The 18,633-nt window shown below is 40.5% G+C and carries 11 protein-coding genes; all 11 read left to right on the top strand.

The window, feature by feature from the left end; genetic code table 11:
• Positions 1-125 precede the first annotated feature (125 nt).
• The 11 genes from ACY3XC_RS17255 to ACY3XC_RS17205 all read left to right on the top strand — a co-directional run bounded on the left by ACY3XC_RS17255 (position 126) and on the right by ACY3XC_RS17205 (position 18,552).
• On the top strand, positions 126-629 hold the full coding sequence (locus ACY3XC_RS17255; RefSeq protein WP_464869645.1) for a DoxX family membrane protein: 504 nt from the start codon (positions 126-128) through the stop codon (positions 627-629).
• A 138-nt stretch (positions 630-767) separates the two neighbouring features.
• On the top strand, positions 768-2,687 hold the full coding sequence (locus tag ACY3XC_RS17250) for a BglG family transcription antiterminator (protein ID WP_464869644.1): 1,920 nt from the start codon (positions 768-770) through the stop codon (positions 2,685-2,687).
• 175 nt (positions 2,688-2,862) lie between these two features.
• Positions 2,863-4,806 (top strand): fructose-specific PTS transporter subunit EIIC, encoded by a 1,944-nt coding sequence (locus tag ACY3XC_RS17245; protein WP_464869643.1) that lies wholly within the window; start codon positions 2,863-2,865, stop codon positions 4,804-4,806.
• A gap of 282 nt (positions 4,807-5,088) precedes the next feature.
• The gene (locus ACY3XC_RS17240; RefSeq protein ID WP_464869642.1) at positions 5,089-7,785 is read left to right on the top strand and encodes an alpha-mannosidase; all 2,697 of its coding nucleotides are present in this window, start codon (positions 5,089-5,091) and stop codon (positions 7,783-7,785) included.
• Positions 7,786-7,796: 11 nt separating this feature from the next.
• The gene (locus ACY3XC_RS17235; protein ID WP_464869641.1) at positions 7,797-9,128 is read left to right on the top strand and encodes a glycoside hydrolase family 125 protein; all 1,332 of its coding nucleotides are present in this window, start codon (positions 7,797-7,799) and stop codon (positions 9,126-9,128) included.
• A 38-nt stretch (positions 9,129-9,166) separates the two neighbouring features.
• The gene (locus ACY3XC_RS17230; protein WP_464869640.1) at positions 9,167-9,787 is read left to right on the top strand and encodes a YesL family protein; all 621 of its coding nucleotides are present in this window, start codon (positions 9,167-9,169) and stop codon (positions 9,785-9,787) included.
• Between the two features lie 47 nt (positions 9,788-9,834).
• Positions 9,835-11,715 carry a family 20 glycosylhydrolase gene (locus ACY3XC_RS17225; RefSeq protein WP_464869639.1) on the top strand — a complete coding sequence of 627 codons (1,881 nt, stop codon included), beginning with the start codon at positions 9,835-9,837 and terminating at the stop codon, positions 11,713-11,715.
• Between the two features lie 38 nt (positions 11,716-11,753).
• Positions 11,754-14,864, top strand: coding sequence for an alpha-mannosidase (locus tag ACY3XC_RS17220; protein ID WP_464869638.1), 3,111 nt, complete (start codon positions 11,754-11,756; stop codon positions 14,862-14,864).
• 179 nt (positions 14,865-15,043) lie between these two features.
• A complete protein-coding gene (locus tag ACY3XC_RS17215) occupies positions 15,044-15,973 on the top strand; it encodes an ABC transporter permease (protein WP_133368908.1) in 930 nt (309 codons plus the stop codon).
• A 166-nt stretch (positions 15,974-16,139) separates the two neighbouring features.
• Positions 16,140-17,072 (top strand): carbohydrate ABC transporter permease, encoded by a 933-nt coding sequence (locus ACY3XC_RS17210; RefSeq protein ID WP_464869776.1) that lies wholly within the window; start codon positions 16,140-16,142, stop codon positions 17,070-17,072.
• A gap of 25 nt (positions 17,073-17,097) precedes the next feature.
• Positions 17,098-18,552 (top strand): ABC transporter substrate-binding protein, encoded by a 1,455-nt coding sequence (locus ACY3XC_RS17205; protein WP_464869637.1) that lies wholly within the window; start codon positions 17,098-17,100, stop codon positions 18,550-18,552.
• Positions 18,553-18,633 lie beyond the last annotated feature (81 nt).

Below are 18,633 nucleotides of genomic sequence, written 5' to 3'. Positions count from 1 at the left end.
TCAAACTTCCGTCATAACATTTTTAACATACTGTGAACTTGTCACTATGCCTATGTTATTAACACCCCAAAAGCAATATAGTGTAAGTATAAAGAACAAACAAATTTTGAAGGGTGGAATGACTTATGTTTAATACCTTTTTGAGAGAAAATAAGATCTCAGCAGTGATTTTAACAATTATTCGTTTATACCTTGGCTATGCATGGTTCACAGCTGGTTTTCATAAAATTACAGGCGGCTTCGATGCTTCAGGATACTTGAAAAATGCGGTAGCAAATCCAGTTAAAGGTCCAGATGGCAATATGGTTTACGGCTGGTACGTAAACTTCTTAGAAAGCTTTGCACTGCCGAACATCGATATCTTCAACTTCATCGTTCCTTGGGGCGAAACATTAATCGGTTTAGGACTTATGTTAGGTTGTTTAACAACTGCAGCCATGTTCTTTGGTCTAGTAATGAACTTCTCTTTCTTCTTAGCAGGAACCGTATCTCATAACCCAACAGACATTTTCTTAGGCTTCATCATCTTAACAGCAGGCTTCAACGCAGGTAAATACGGTTTAGACTACTGGGTAGTACCATTCATCAACAGAAAAGTTGGAAAAAGTAAGGAAAAAGCTTCAGCGTAAATAGTGGTAACAAAAAAGACGATTTGTCCCCTCGAATCGTCTTTTTACTTTTGGAGGTAACTTTCGCTTCTTTCCGATTTGAAAAGTAGCAGCAATAACTATACACTTTACTATATTGTGAGTATGAGCAGGTGCAGGATGAATAATAGACAAAAGGAATTACTAAAAATATTGCTCCTTCATGATGAAGGGGTATTGCAAAGTAAGGGTTTAGCGGAGCAGTTGGATTGTTCAGAGAAGACCGTACGCAATGATTTAGCTGTGCTGGAGGATTTTTTAGTTGATTATCCGAGTGCCACGATCACTCGCAAGCCTGGTTTTGGAATATCGATTGAAACGGATGAAGAGGAACGGTCGGAAATTTTACGAAGTCTCTTTGCAGACGAGCCGAAGACAAATGAAGAGCGCCTGATTGAAATCGCCTTTCAACTGTTAACTGGTGATAAGGCGATTACTTTACAGCATTGGGCTGATTGTTACTATATTACGAAAACGGTTATTAAAAAAGATATAGAGATTATTTCGGATTGGCTTGAGCGTTATGGACTTGAAATCGTTTCAAAGCAGCGGCTAGGAAATGTGATTCAAGGACAAGAGTTGAAAAAGCGCAATGCATTGGCTCATTTATCCGAGCTTATCCCTAAGGGTGCAAATGAAAAAAATGTGGTGTTGGATTTATTTTTACCCTATGAGATAACAACTGTGAGGAAAGCTCTTAAGGATATGCAGGACAAATTTAGTATTGCTTTTTCAGATGGTGCGCTTGAGAGTTTGATGGTTCACGCATTGATCATGATGAAGCGGACCAGGCAGAGGGCGCCTGTATTTGTACAGGAGTCTGATAAGAAAACAACTTTAAAACAGAAGGAATTCCAGTATGCTAGCTGGCTTTTTGATACCTTGGAGTCATCATTTCGGATTCACTTTCCAGAGGTGGAGCGGGTTTATTTTACCTGGCACATTATTAGTGGTAAACGGACGGAAGAGGGATCGGAACAAGTTTTGAAATATGATGAAGGGCTAGCAAGTATTTTGCATACTTTTATTAGTAAAATGGAGACTTTGACATTATTTCCTTTTAAAGCTGACTCCATATTAATGAAAGGTCTAGCCGTCCATATGCATTCTGTCTTCAATCGAATCAAATTTGGTTTTCCGATTACCAATCCACTGCTCTCCAATATTAAGAAAATGTATCCCTATATGTTTAATATGGTGATGCTAACTCTCGACGAAATAAAGAAAACCTATCTTTTAGAGATTCCTGAGGACGAGGCAGCTTATCTTGTTCTTCACTTTCAAGCCTCCATTGAACGGTTGGAAGGGAAGAGCGAGAGTAAAAAGAAAGCACTAATTGTTTGTCATATGGGAATTGGCATGTCACATTTATTAGAAGCGAAAATTGAACAGAGCTATCAGGATATTGATATTGTCGCCTGTATTGGCAAAGCAGGGGTGAGGGAATATGTACGAGATCATCCAGTTGATTTCATTATTTCCACCATTCCTCTTGAAAAAATAAATGCGGAGCAGATTGTGATTTCTCCTCTTTTTGGCCAGGACGATAAGAAAAAAATAAGTCAGTTTGTGGAAACGCTGAAACAGAAGAATATGGAGATTAAAGATGTTCTTTCACAATTTTTGAATGAAAATCTTATGTTTTTTGATGTGGAAAAAGAACACCGATATGAAGTAGTGGAAATGCTGGCGACTGCGCTTTTTAAACAAGGTTACGCAAGTAAAGAATTTATCCACAGTGCTGTTAATCGGGAGCGGAAATCTGCTACAGCCATCGGCGGGGGAATTGCCATTCCACACGGAGATCCTTCCATGCTTCAAAGGACTATCATTGCCACGGCTGTTTTGAAAAAGCCTATAGAGTGGGGGAACGAGCGTGTTTCCCTTGTTTTCATGCTCGCGATTTCAAAGGAAAATCAAGGAGATATTCGTGGAGTGATTGGAAAAATTGCTGCACTTAGTGAGTCACCATTGGTTGTTCATGCGTTAACAGGTTCAAAGGATTATTTGGATTTTTTACAAGTGTTAGAAAAGACTTGACCACCATTAAAGTGGTCCTTTTTTCTTTTTAGGGAAAAGATATATGATAATCCTAAACATCCAGGTCAAAAAATACATTTTTACCGCAGCTTCCGGTAAAAAGAAAAAATATAACTGTTTAATAGTGGATGTACCATATAGGTAAGCGATTACTTGAAAAGCAGGAGGGAACATCATGGGTAAAATATTAGCTGTTACAGCTTGTCCCGTTGGTATTGCTCATACGTATATGGCTGCTGAGAATTTACAAAAAGCAGGCGAAGCGTTGGGTGTCGAGATAAAAGTAGAAACACAAGGTTCGATTGGTGTGGAAAATGCATTAACCGATCAAGATATTGCCGAAGCAGAGGGCATTATCATTGCGGCGGATAAGGACGTTCCGAAAGAGCGCTTTGCCGGTAAAAGAGTAATCATAACTGGTGTTCAAGACGGAATCCGCAAGCCAGAAGAATTGATTAAACAGATTCAAAGCGGTGCAGCACCTGTGTATAAACCAGAAGCAGCGGCAACTGGCGGAGCGCAAACAAGTAAACAAAAAGAAAATCCTTTTTATAAGCATTTAATGAGCGGTGTTTCTTACATGGTTCCGTTCATTGTCGTAGGTGGATTATTGATTGCCCTAGCGCTAACACTTGGCGGCGAGCAGACACCGGGTGGAATTGTCATTCCAGAAGATTCTATTTGGAAACAGATTGAAAAACTTGGCGGTACAGCGTTCATGTTCATGGTGCCAATCTTGGCAGGTTTTATTGCAGTAAGTATTGCCGACCGACCAGGACTTGTACCAGGTATGATCGGCGGTTATATTGCAGCCAATGGCAGTTTTTATGGAAGCGAAGCGGGTGCCGGATTTATCGGTGGGATTATTGCCGGTTTCTTGGCAGGTTATGTAGCTTTAGCAATTAAGAAGATTAAAGTACCAAAAGCGGTTCAACCCGTTATGCCAATAATCTTCATTCCAATTTTATCATCCGTAATTGTTGGTTTATTATTTATTTTTGTAATCGGAGCTCCGGTAGCACAGGTTTTTGAAAGCTTAACAGCCTTGCTTGCTGGTATGCAGGGGGGCAGCTCGATTGTCTTAGCGATGATCCTTGGAGCAATGATTGCCGTTGATATGGGTGGTCCATTTAACAAAGTAGCATTTTTATTTGGCTCAGCGATGATTGCAGAAGGTAACTATGAAATTATGGGACCGATTGCGGTAGCGATCTGTATTCCGCCAATTGGACTTGGACTTGCAACATTCATTAACAAACGTAAATTCCGTCCAACGGAGAGAGAAGCAGGAAAAGCTTCCTTCACCATGGGATTATTCGGTATTACAGAAGGTGCGATTCCATTCGCTGCACAAGACCCGCTTCGTGTGATTCCAAGTATCGTAGTTGGTTCGATGGCTGGTTCTGTTATCGCCATGCTTTCAAGTGTTGGTGACAGAGTGGCACATGGAGGTCCGATTGTTGCTGTACTAGGTGCGGTTGATAATGTGGTCATGTTCTTTGTTGCTGTCATTGTGGGTGTGGTTGTAACGGCGATTATGGTTATCGCATTGAAGAAAGATGTGGAAGGTGCCCAAGTGGCTGCTGCAGGTGTGGGGAAAGAATCTGAAGCTAATGTACCAATTCTTGATGAGAATGTTAAGAAGTTAGAAGCTGCTGAAATAACGAAGTTGACAGATATTACGAATTTAGAATTAATTGAAACACAATTAACAGGAGATACTCGTGATGAGGTTATCGATGAATTAATTGCAAAATTTGATTCCGTCGGTGCTTTAAGCTCTAAGGAAGCATATAAACAAGCGATATTAAAACGTGAATCTGAGAGTTCTACAGGACTTGGGATGAATATTGCGATTCCTCATGGTAAATCAAGTGCTGTTAAAACACCAACGGTTGCCTTTGGAATAAAACGTGAAGGTGTAGACTGGAAAAGCTTAGATGGTACCGATGCAAAACTAATTTTCATGATTGCCGTACCTGAAAAAGCTGCAGGAGATGCTCATCTCAAGATTTTACAAATGCTTTCACGAAAGTTAATGGATGACAGCTTTAGGGAGCAATTGTTAAAGGTTACATCTAAAGAAGAGGCACTCGCGCTTCTTGCGGAAATTCAATAAGATATAAAAGAGAGCAATTATAGCGAGAGTACTGATTCTCACATACTTCTGACGCGAAAGGGCCCTGTTTTTCACTGTAACGATGCAGTGGGGAACGGGCCCTTTTTAATCGTTCATTTATTTTTATGGATTAATTTTATATCGACTGTAATAACTTTATGACTTGCCGCCATTCTATTGCTGTTTGCGTCTGGTTTTCTTATTGTAAGTACAAGAAGTATTTTATTTTACAATAATGACAGCGTTTTCGTGTTTTATAAAATGTTAAAGGAGTGTTGTCTCGTGAACAAGACGGCCCATATTATATCTCATTCTCATTGGGACAGGGAATGGTACTTACCTTTTGAGAAACACCGCTATTATTTCATACAGCTTATGAATAATCTTATTGAACAGTTCAAAAAGGAAGGAAGCGGCTTTCAATCCTTTCATCTAGATGGCCAAACGGTTTTGTTGGAGGATTATTTCGCCGTTCACCCGGAAAATCGGGAAATTGTTAAGCAATTAATAGACGAGAAAAAGCTTCATATCGGTCCTTGGTATGTTCTGCAGGATGCGTTTTTAACAAGCTCCGAAGCAAATGTTCGAAACCTGCTGATGGGTATGAATGATACGAAAGCTTATGGAAATGTTTCAAAAATAGGTTATTTTCCGGACACTTTCGGTATTTACGGGCAGGCACCTCAGCTTTTAAAGCAAGCGGGAATTGAAACGGCAGCCTTTGGCAGAGGAGTGAAGCCGACGGGCTTTAATAATACGGTATCAGACGTTCCTGATTATGAATCACCTTATTCTGAAATGATTTGGAAATCACCTGATGGTTCAAGGGTTTTAGGTATTCTTTTTGCTAATTGGTATTCCAATGGGAATGAGATCCCGGTGGATGAAACGGAAGCGAAAGCGTTCTGGGATAAGAAGCTCCTAGATGCAGAGAAATATGCCTCAACCAATCAGTTGTTGTTTATGAATGGCTGTGATCATCAGCCTCTGCAAAAGACGATTCCACAGGCGATTGAAACGGCATCTGCCCTATATCCAGATTACCAGTTTAAGCATTCTAGTTTTGATGAGTATACGGAAGCGTTAAAGCAGGCACTGCCTGAGCAGCTGCAAGTAATTGAAGGGGAGTTGCGCAATCAGCGGACAGATGGATGGTCCACGCTTGTAAATACTGCATCAAGCCGTATTTATTTGAAGCAAATGAATCATCATTGTCAAACTCTTTTGGAAAAAAACGCTGAGCCATTAGCAGCCATGATGGCTTTAGCAGGCGGCGCCTACCCGCGGGAATACATCCGCTTTATGTGGAAATCACTGATGAAGAACCACCCGCATGACAGTATTTGCGGCTGTAGTGTCGATGAAGTTCATCGTGAAATGGTTACTCGTTTTGAAAGTGTAGCGCAAATGGGAGAGGTATTTGTCGAGGAAAACGCAGCAGCACTTGCACAAAAAGTTGATACTTCACAGACACCTGAAGGAGGAATTCCACTTGTTGTCCTGAATACGACCGGATGGGAGAAAAATGAAGTTGTTACCAAAATAGTCGATTTAGAAAAAGTGTATTTTTCACAAATGCACTTTGAAGAAATTCCAGTTTATTTGCAGGATAAACCATTGGCAGGATACAAACTGGTTGATGGTAAGGGCAGAGAGCTAGAATATCAGCTTGAAGATCCAGCAGTCGAATTTGGTTACGACTTACCAAATGATAAGTTCCGTCAGCCGTTTTTTGCTAAACGTGCCAAGCTTTCTTTTTTCGCAGAGGAAATCCCTTCGTTTGGGTATAGAACATTCTACCTTGTACCGGGTGGACAAGTGGCAGAGAAGAAGGGGCAATCTTCAGAAACACGGATTGAAATGGAAAATGAAATTGTATATCTACAGTTTCATGAAGATGGCAGCTATGATTTAATGCATAAAGATACCGGTGAGTCATTCTATCGTCTTGGAATTTACGAAGACACTGGGGATATTGGCAACGAATATATGTACAAGGAAGCAAAGGGACATGCTGCTATTACGACAAAGGGTGTACCCGCGGAATTTAACTTCCTAGAAAGAAGCTCACTCAGAACAGTCTTAGAGTTTACGCACACGTTATCCATTCCCGTTTCTGCGGACGCTCGCTTAGCGAAAGAACGGAATCGACTTATTTGGCATAAGGAAAGGGAAGCTGGAAGATCGGACGAAATGACGACAATCACGATGCAAACAGTTGTTACCCTTGAAAAGGGAATGAAGGGTCCGGCATTTAAACTGACGATTAACAACCAAGCAACCGATCACCGGCTGCGGATTCTGTTCCCAACAGGGTTACAGACGGAAACACATCAAGCTGACAGTATTTTCGAGATTGTCACCCGCCCGAATACGCCGGAGAAGGAATGGGAAAATCCGAGTTTTTGTCATCACCAGCAGCGGTTTGCCAGCCTAGCGGATGCCGAGAGGGGATTAACCGTAGCGACGGATGGTTTGCAAGAATATGAAATTCTCCCGGAGAATGGCACCATTGCGGTAACCGTGCTTCGTTCGACAGCAGAGCTCGGGGACTGGGGTTATTTCCCTACACCTGAAGCACAATGCTTAGGACTGCAAACAGCGGAATGGCAAGTGCTGCCGCATGAAAAGGATGTCATCCAATCACAGGCGTTTGTCGACGCCTATCAATACAAAGTGCCGCTTTTAGCTGTTCAGACAAGTGTCCATGAAGGTGAATTACCGGAAACACATCAGTTTGTTAAAACAGAATCTAATGGACTTGTTTGGACTTCTTTGAGAGTAGCGGAAGATCACGATGATGTGATGATTCGCTGGTTTAATCCAGCACAAGAAGAGGTAAATCTTAAGGCTGCAATCCAACAAGACTTTAAATCCTATAAAAGTAACATCCTTGAAGAAAATACAGACGATACCCAAGAATCATATGAAGTAGGAAAATATGAAATTATCACATTGGGTTTTCACAAAGAGAAATAGGAGTGGGTAAAATGACGACAGTAATTCCTGAATCCATGCAAAAGCTAATCCATCACGTAAAAGAATTTTTCCCAGAGGATGAAAAGTTACAGCATATGTTTGAGCAATGCTTTGTCAATACGTATACTACGACAATGAAGAAACAAGAAGATGGAAAAACATTTGTCATTACTGGGGATATTCCGGCAATGTGGTTAAGAGATTCAGCCGCACAGGTAAGACCTTACTTAATGGCAGCGGAAGAAGATGAAGAAATGGCAGATTTCCTCGAAGGGGTAATTCGTCAGCATTTTGCTTTCATCCTGCACGACCCTTATGCCAATGCTTTCAACGAAAGTGCGAATGGCAAAGGGCACCAGAATGACCTGACAGAGATGACACCGCATATTTGGGAGCGGAAGTACGAAATTGATTCCTTGTGCTATCCAATCCAGTTTGCCTACCTGTTTTGGAAATCAACAGGACGTACCTCTCATATAAAGGAAACATTCAAACAGGTGATGGAAACGATTATTCATGTATGGAGGACGGAGCAGGATCATGAAAATCAATCTTCTTATCGATTTGAGCGAACGGATTGCCGCCAGTCAGATACGTTAACTCGTGAGGGCAGGGGCGGACGAGTTGTTCCGACAGGTATGACCTGGAGTGCCTTCCGTCCAAGTGACGATGCTTGCACCTATGGCTATCTGGTCCCGGCTAATATGTTTGCTGTGGTTGTCTTAGGGTATGCAGCACAAATGTGTGAGGAAATCCTTCACGATACAGAATTAAAGGAAGAATGCTTGAAGCTTCAAGAAGAAATACAAAAGGGTATTGAACAATACGCTAAGCTGGACCACCCGATTCATGGAGATATGTATGTATACGAAACGGATGGAGAAGGGCGCATGAATTTAATGGACGACGCCAATGTTCCGAGTTTGCTTGCTGCACCGTACCTAGGCTATCTTCCATATGATGATTCCGCTTATTTAAACACACGTTCCTTCCTTCTGAGCAGGGATAATCCATATTATTACGAAGGAAAATATGCAAATGGAATTGGAAGTCCGCACACTCCGGATCATTATATTTGGCATATCGCGCTGGCCATCCAAGGGATGACGACAACGAGTGAAGCAGAAAAACAAGAAATACTCGCTTATTTTAATCAAACAGACGGCGCTACCAATTTTATGCACGAAGGCTTTAATGCCGATTGCCCTGAAGAATTTACCAGAGACTGGTTTGCATGGGCAAATACGATGTTCAGTGAATTTGTCTTAAGTTTAACGGGTAAGGCAGTAAAAGGCAGTCCGCTTTATGAACAATTAATGAAGAACAAAAGTAATCAAGCTTGAAAATTCGTCAAGTTAATCGATTGAAAGGGTGATGGATCATGAAAAAGGTTCCATGGATGATTGTCGTTTGTGAATGGATCTGGAGGGCGATTTTGGTTAATCTATACTGGGTTGCCTTTACCATCCTTGGGTTAGGGATCTTTGGCTTTTTTCCAGCATCCATTGCCCTTTTTACCATTGTGCGGAAATGGATGAGAAAAGAAAGTGATCTACCTGTATGGGCGACGTTTAAGCAAGTTTATTTTAAAGAATGGAAAAGAAGCAATGGAATAGGCCTTGTATTTTACAGCATTGGCCTTTTTCTTTTTGTCGATATTCGAATTGTAGAACAAGTAATGACAGGCGTTTTTGCCAGTTTTCTATTAATCATCCTATATATCTTTGTATTTGTCCTGCTATTGGCTGTTGGTAATTTCTTTTCGCTTTATGTCCATTATGAACTCCCAACGAAAGAATATATAAAACAATCCTTTTTATTTACCATAACAGGATTGCTATCCACGATATGGATGGGGGCAGGACTATTGGTTATTGGCATGCTCTTAATTAGGATGCCTGGCTTAATTCCGTTTATTTCCGGAGTTGCTCCTGCTTATTGGATGATGAGAGTCAACTTGATTCGGTTTAACACGCTTGAGAAAAGAATGTCTCTTTCTTAGGGCTGCGCAGTACTTGTTATGAAAGTGAAACGAAATGAGGGAGAAAGATGAAACTACACGTAACCGGTGACGTATCCTCTATTACCGAAGGGCTTAATATTATAATAAAGAATTTAAAGGTTCAACTTTCAGAGGATGGCTATCCGGTATATTTAAAACAGCAAAAGGGTCCATTGCGTGTTATGAATCACAATGGCCAGGGGGAAATTCGCTTTGAGAGGCCTATTCACTTTTTTCGCGGCTTAGGATTATTCCTTGAACATTTTTATAAAGAGAACGAGTTTGACTTGTCAGAGGAACCGCAGTTTGAAATGAGCGGTGTTATGCTCGATGCGTCTAGAAATGCGGTCCCAACTGTTTCAGATGTAGAAAAGCTGCTGCAAAGAATGGCTGTAATGGGATTAGATACATTGATGCTCTATACAGAGGATACGTACGAGGTAAAGGAACATCCTTATTTCGGGTATATGCGGGGAAGATATTCTGCTGAGGAATTAAAGGCATGTGATGACTACGCGGTGAAGTTAGGGATTGAAATGATCCCTTGTATTCAATCACTGGGTCATTTACGGGAAGCGCTTAAATGGAATTATGCTTCCAATATTAAAGACACAGACGACATTTTATTGGTTGATCAGCCTGAGACATATGAATTCTTGGAAAACTGTATCAGGGCTGCCTCCGAGCCTTTCCGGACCAAGCGTATTCATATAGGTATGGATGAGACGTTCCAGCTTGGTTTAGGTAAATATTTAGAAAAACATGGCTATGAGAATCATATTGATATCATGAATAGGCATTTGGAAAAGGTCGTTTCGATTACGGATAAGTATGGTCTAAAACCGATGATTTGGAGCGATATGTACTTTCCGTTGTTTTCGGAAGACAGTAAATACCGAGATGAAAACGGGGAAATTCGCGAAGACATACTTGCCTCCATCCCTGATGTAGAGCTTGTCTATTGGAATTATTATCGGAAAGAGCAGGAAATCTATGAAAAAGATTTTCAACACCATAAGCTGCTCGGCCAGACCCCAATTTTTGCTGGCGGCGCGTGGACATGGAATGGAATTGTCCCTAACTACGGGAAAGCCATTGCAACGACGGAGGCTTCTATGGCGGCTTGTAAAAAAGAGGGGATTAAAGAAGTGTTTGTCACGTTGTGGGGCGACAATGGAGCCGAAACACCATTCTCTACTTCCTTACCCATCTTACAATTATTTGCGGAGCACACCTATCATAAGGAAGTCACACTTGAACAAACAGCTGAGCGCTATGCATTCTGCGATGAAGGAAACTTTGATGATTTCATGATCCTGAAAAAGCTGGATGAGACCCCTGGCGTTATGCAAGATAACATGAATACGTCGATGACCTCTAAAGTGCTGCTGTACCAGGATATACTAATCGGTTTATATGATGAAAATTGTAAAGGATTATCCTTAGGGGAGCATTATGAAAAACTTGTTTCCAAGATTGAAAAAGCAAAGCACAACAACCCAAAATGGGAAAGTCTATTTGACTTCTATGAGCAATTGGCAAGGGTTCTAAGCGTGAAGGCGGAAATCGGAATTAAGATAAAAGAAATTTACGAGAAAAAAGATTACGAGCAAATGAGATTAATCCTCTCAGAGCTGGATTGGATTCAAACGAATGTGGACCAATTACGTCAAAAGCACCGAAAAGTTTGGTTTGAATCATACAAGCCTTTTGGCTGGGAGGTACTCGATATTCGATACGGCGGAGTCATTATCCGAATTGACTCGGTAAAATATCGGATCCAAGAATGGCTGGAGGGCAGGATTTCTGCTCTTGAGGAATTAGAGGAAGAACGCTTACGCCATGATGGGCCTTGGGAAATTGTTGACGGCTTAGTTGGAGGCAATGTCTATCATCGGATCGTCACTGCAGGAAACTTTTCATTATAAAGGATAAAATCCTAAAATAACTAAATGGGGTGAACGGATTGTTTTTAACGGAAAGAAAGTTTGAAGCCCGTATTCGGGAATTAGAAGGTTATCGTTATCGCGATTGCATTACAATTGATCAATTTACCACACAGGAGGATGACGGCAAGGTAGGGGCCTACCCGCCAGAATCTTACGATGAAAAAAATATCATGAATCTAGGCGATTATTGGAAAGGCCGGGATCGATATATCTGGCTTCATGCAGACGTTGATTGTCACATACCAAACAACAGCAGGCAGGTTGTCGGGCTGTTCTCCTTCGGAAAGACGGGAGGGGGGCATAATTCAGGTTTTGAATCCTTACTATTTGTAAATGGCAAACCCTATCAAGGCGTCGATTCCAATCATGAAGAAGTTCTCTTCGATGAAGATTCCACTAAGGGGCCAATGCGTTTAGATTTTAGACTTTGGTCAGGGCTGGAAGGCGGGGGAGTTCCGGTTGAAAATGAATTTAAACTGGAGATGGCGAAAATAGGCTGGCTTGATAAGCGTGTGGATAACTTATACTACACCCTTTTGGCAGCTTATGAAGTATTGATGGAAACAAGTGAGGAAGAGTCAGCCTATACGATTTTGAAGCAGGTGCTTACCAATGCCTTGCAGTTTATCCGTTGGACGGAACCTGGAAGTCATGAGTTTTATGAATCCTGTTATGCAGCGGAGGAGAATCTAACAAAGGCACTCCAATCAATCAATAAATCATCAGATATAACGGTGCACAGTGTTGGCCATACACATATCGATGTTGCCTGGCTCTGGAGATTAAGAAATACTAGAGAGAAGTCAGCACGTTCCTTCTCGACTGTCTTGCATTTAATGAAGCAATTCCCAGAATATTTATTCTTACAAACACAGCCGCAGCTTTATGATTATATCAAAACGGATTACCCTGACATCTACGAACAGATGAAAGCGAGAATTGCGGAAGGTAAATGGGAAGCAGGGGGCGCGATGTGGCTGGAAGCGGACTGTAATATTCCTAGCGGCGAGTCTCTTGTCCGCCAAATCCTGCATGGAAAAGCCTTCTTTAAGGAAGAATTTGGGGTGGATTGTGAATATTTATGGCTTCCCGATGTTTTTGGTTACAGCTGGGCATTGCCGCAGATTTTAAAAAAATCAGGCATTAAAACAATGATGACAACGAAAATCAGCTGGAATCAATACAACCGCATGCCGCATGATACCTTTTACTGGAAGGGAATCGATGGGTCAGAGATTTTAACGCACTTTATTACAACGCCGGAACCATGGAACGGTCCGGACTCTTGGTTCTATACGTATAATGGCTTTATTACTGCCAAAACGGTTAAAGGAGCATGGACGGGCTATCGTGATAAGGACCTGTCAAAAGATCTTCTGCTTTCATACGGATATGGCGACGGCGGCGGCGGAGTCAATCGCCACATGCTTGAAATGCGAAGCAGACTGGACATGATGCCTGGTATGCCGAATGTAAAGACGTCAACAGCTGGAGAGTTTTTTGAAAAGCTTCACCAAAATGTAGCGGAATCTAACGGCTATATCCATAAATGGGATGGCGAATTGTATCTGGAATACCACCGGGGCACGTATACAAGCCAGGCGTTTATGAAACAAACGAATCGTAAATTGGAGCTTTTATATAGAAGAGTTGAATTCCTATCTTCCTGGATATCTGAAAATGGCGAGTGGATTGGGGATAAGGAGCTTAAAGACGGTTGGAAAATTATTTTACGAAATCAATTCCATGACATTATTCCAGGTTCGTCTATTCATGAGGTATATGAGGATGCAAAGGAAGAATACAGGGAAGCGATGGAACTAGGCGAAAATGTAAGTTCACGTGTAATCAATAGCGGGATTGACCAGGCTGACCGTTCTGTGGTGCTATTTAACGCTTCACATCATAAGGGAATGAGAAATGTTGTGATCCCTCAATTTGCTGATTATAAAGCGGGGGTATGGAGAGATGATAACGGAACACTGTTACCGCATCAAAAGCTTCCTGCTGGCTGGCTTGTTGAAGTGGATAGACTCCCATCCTTTGGTGCTAAAACGTTATCTTTTGAACCACAGGAAGCTGCCCGCGAAAAGAAATCAAGCTTTATCTATCATGACCGCAAATTAGAAACACCGTTTTATCTCGTTGAATGGAATGAATTCGGTCAGATAACAACGATCTATGATAAAGAGGCAAAACGTCATGTTCTAGCCGAAAATGAAAGAGGAAACGTTCTGCAAATCTTTGAAGATAAGCCACTCGCACATGATGCGTGGGATATTGATATCTTCTATCAAGAAAAAATGGAAGAAATTAACGATCTAGCCTCATTTGAAGTAGTTGAAGATGGCGAGCTTTCCTTTACTATTCATGTTAAGTGGAAGTATCATCATACTGATATTTCGCAGTCGATTGTTTTTTATCAAAATGATCGCAGAATTGATTTTGACACAAGTGTTGATTGGCACGAAAAGAGAAAATTGCTGAAGGCTGCTTTCCCTGTAGATGTTCGAACAACGGAGGCAACCTATGATATCCAATTCGGAAATGTAAAGCGTCCTACGCATTGGAATACGAGCTGGGACATGGCCAAATTTGAAACGGTGGGACATCAATGGGCTGATCTATCTGAACCGGATTATGGCGTAAGTTTATTGAATGATTCCAAATATGGCTATGATATCAAAGAAAATACAATGCGTTTAACCTTATTAAAATCAGCGATTCATCCTGACCCAGAAGCGGATCAAGGAACCCATTCTTTTGTTTATTCGCTGTATCCACATATCGGCGATTGGAGGAAAGGTAAGACAGTCGAAAAGGCATGGGATCTCAATGATTCGATTGTTGCTGTAGAAGGGAAATGGACAAAAGAAGCGTCATTCCTAGATACAAATTCTGACCACGTCTGGTTTGATGCCGTGAAGCCGGCCTATGATGGTAACGGAATCATTGTCCGCATGCATGAGTATGAGGGACGAAGAGGGAAGGTTACACTTGATGTTGGCAAAAATATCACTTCATGGATGGAAACCAATCTAATGGAAGAAGCAGTGGCTAAACGTTGCTATTTGCCAATTGAGTTTGATATTAAACCATATGAAATTAAGACCATAAGAATCTTGTAATATAAAAAATAAGACCAGTTGGCAGTCACCATCTGGTCTTATTTCTTCATTCGAGGATATAAATTTCAGTTAACTAAGATTTTTGCACTTAATCCCAAATTAGTCAACTATAAATAGCAGCGCTTTCACTATAAAATATAGATATGGAAGTGCTTACAACAACTGAGAGGAGGATGAATATGAAAAAAATACTGAGTGATATATATAAAAACCGAATCTGGCTGTTAATGGTTCTGCCTGGAACGATTTGGCTTCTATTATTTTCCTATTTACCAATGTTTGGGCAGGTTTTGGCTTTTAAGAAATTCAGGATTCACCCAGATGGATTTTTTGCCAGTGTTATGAACAGTGAGTGGGTTGGCTGGGAAAACTTTGAATATTTGTTTAGTACAAGTGATGCGTGGATTATAACCAGAAATACCCTGGTATACAATATTATCTTTATTGTAGTGGGGTTAATTGCGGCTGTGGGAACAGCAATCATGCTTAGCGAGCTGGTGAATAAGAAGTTATCAAAAGTCTATCAAACTTCTATTCTATTTCCGCACTTTATCTCATGGGTTATCGGGAGCTACTTTGTATTCACGTTCTTAAGTACGGATCACGGCCTATTAAATCATGTTCTTGGCTGGTTCAATATCGATCCAATTTCATGGTATAGCGAATCGAAATATTGGCCGTTTATCCTAGTGTTTATGGCTCTGTGGAAAGGTGTCGGTTACGGAAGTATCGTGTATTTAGCGTCCATTGTCGGGATTGATCGAGCGTATTATGAAGCAGCCATGATTGATGGTGCCTCGAAGTGGAAGCAGATTAAGCACGTTACCCTGCCAATGCTTAAACCATTAATGATTATCCTTACTATCATGAATATCGGAAGAATATTCAACTCGGATTTCGGACTCTTTTATCAAGTACCAAGAGATTCGGGAGCACTCTATTCAGTTACAAATGTTATCGATACATTTGTGTACAGAGGTCTTATGAATTTGGGTGACATTGGTATGAGTACGGCAGCAGGCCTATATCAGTCAGCCGTTGGATTTACCCTTGTCATCATTACGAACTATATTGTAAGAAAAGTGGATGAAGAAAGTGCATTATTTTAGATTATTTACTAGGTTAGTATAAAAACTTAGTTTTGAGAATTGACTAGCTTTGCACCTAGAAGCTTGTGCAATTCTAAGAAGGGAGGGAAGGTCGCTTAGCGGCTAAACTATGCCAAAGGAACTGCAAACTCAATCATCTATCGCTGTGTCACAATCAACGAATGAAATGAAAGGGGGGGGGGGTAAGGCTTTAAGGAAAAAGTATAGAGACCCTCAACACCTGCACCCAGTCGTAAATACGATTATTAGTGTGTTACTAGGAATTTTAGCAGTCATGTGCATTTTCCCCTTTTTCTATGTCATCATTATTTCGTTTACTAGTGAAGAGAGTATAGTAAGAAATGGTTTTCAATTGATCCCGCAAGATTGGAGCATTGATGCTTACCGTTATCTATGGGGAATGAAGGCGCAATTCTTCCGCTCTTATGGTGTTACAATTTTTATTACGATTGTTGGAACGATTATTAGTGTATTTATGATAACGTTTTATGCTTATGCCATTTCAAGACCACAATTTAAGTATCGCAGATTTTTCACGTTTCTAGCATTTTTTACTATGCTTTTCAGTGGCGGTCTAGTTCCAACTTACATTGTTGTCACACAGTTTTTAGGTTTAAAGAATACCATTTGGGCATTGATCCTGCCCCTTGCAATGAATGCGTTTTATATAATTATTATGAGAACCTTCTTCCTGAAATCAGTCTCTGAGTCGATTTTAGAATCAGCAAGGATTGATGGAGCAAGTGAATGGAGAATCTTCTTTCAAATTATCTTCCCGCTTTCCTTACCGGGAATTGCCACGATTGCCTTGTTTAGTACATTAGGTTATTGGAATGATTGGTTTACGGCGTTACTATATATCGATGAACCTAGTTTAGTACCTTTGCAATCACTACTCATGAAAATAGAAGCAAATCTTGAATTCATGAGGCAAAATATGGATGTAGCTATTATGCAGTCAAGCTTGTTTAATACCATTCCACAAGAGTCAGCAAAAATGGCCATGGTCGTTATCGCCACTTTACCAATTGCAGTTTCGTACCCGTTCTTCCAAAAGTACTTTATTACCGGACTGACTATTGGCGGCGTTAAAGAATAAATATATATAAAGAGGAGAGTTAGAAATGAAAAAAAGATTAATGCTTCTTCTTGCATTCGTTCTTACCACTGGAATGATTCTTGCTGCGTGCAGCGGTAAAGATAATGCTACCTCAGACAAAGAGGGAAAAGATGGTCAACCATATGAAATTAAATGGTACACAATTGGAACTCCACAAAAGGATACTGATAAGGTATTCGAAGAAGTAAACAAATATCTGAAGGAAGAAATTAATGCCACAGTAAAAATGACCCAAATTGATTGGGGAGATTGGGCACAAAAATCACAAGTAATGATTAATTCTGGGGAACCATTTGACATTATTTTCACAAATGGTACTGACTATGTTCAAAATTCCCAAAAAGGTGCATTCCTAGCGATTGATGAGCTATTAAACAAGGAAGGCAAAGATCTAAAAGAAGCGATCGACCCAGCGTTTTTAGAGGGTATTAAGATTGACGGAAAAGTATATGGTGTTCCTACTAATAAAGAGGTCGCTAGACAAACGGTTTATACATTTAATAAACGTCTTGTGGACAAATACAACTTTGATATTTCAAAGGTACAAAGCTTAGAAGACCTAGAACCAATGCTAAAAGTTATTAAAGAAAACGAACCATCCATTACACCAATGGCAACATTTAAAGCTTATCTTCCATTTGACTATGTCTTTAATAATGAAATGCCATTTGCGTTCCCAATTGATGGTGACAGAGAGAATGTTATTAACCAATTTGAATCTGATTTAGCGATGGAAACCTATAAAACAATGCATAATTATTATAAGGCAGGATATCTTAAAGAGGATGCTGCAACAAGTAAGGACAGCTGGCCAATGGATGTAGAAAACTGGTTTGTCCGCATGGGAGATTCCCAGCCATATGCGGATTCATTATGGACACGTGCAGCAAAATATGATGTAGTTTCTGTACCAGCTGAAGAACCAACTACTTTTAATGATTCTGTATCAGGTTCTATCCAGGCCATTTCAGCAACATCAGACAATCCAGAAAAAGCAATGGAATTCTTAAATCTCCTTAACACAGATCCATATCTTCGCAACCTTGTTGATAAAGGAATTGAAGGAGTTCATTACGAAAAGAATGAGGATGGAACGATTAAAGATCTTCCAGCACGTATTGATCGCTACAACTTGCCAACTTATTCTTTAGGAAACCATTTCATCCTTAATCTATATGAAAATGATCCGAAAGATAAATGGGAAAAATTCCAAGAGTTTAATGAATCTGCAAAACCAGCACCAACCCTTGGTTTCCACTTCAATAGTGACCCAGTAAGATCAGAACTTGCATCAATTACGAATATCTCAAAAGAATTCTATCCAGCTTTGGCAACAGGATCTGTCGACCCAGAAGAATACCTGCCAAAATACAATAAAAAGTTAAAAGAAGCTGGAATTGACAAGGTGTTAAAGGAAATTCAAACGCAATTTGATAAATGGAAGAGCGAACAAAAATAAGAACAAAAAAATCAAGCTGGGTGGTTACTCTCGGCTTGATTTTATTTCATTGTGTTTTGGTTGTGAAAAAATGCAAAAGTT

The sequence above is a fragment of the Bacillus sp. CZDM1 genome (assembly GCF_055502545.1).
The sequence above is the reverse complement of the archived record's forward strand: the minus strand, read 5'-3'. Positions and strand labels throughout refer to the sequence as shown.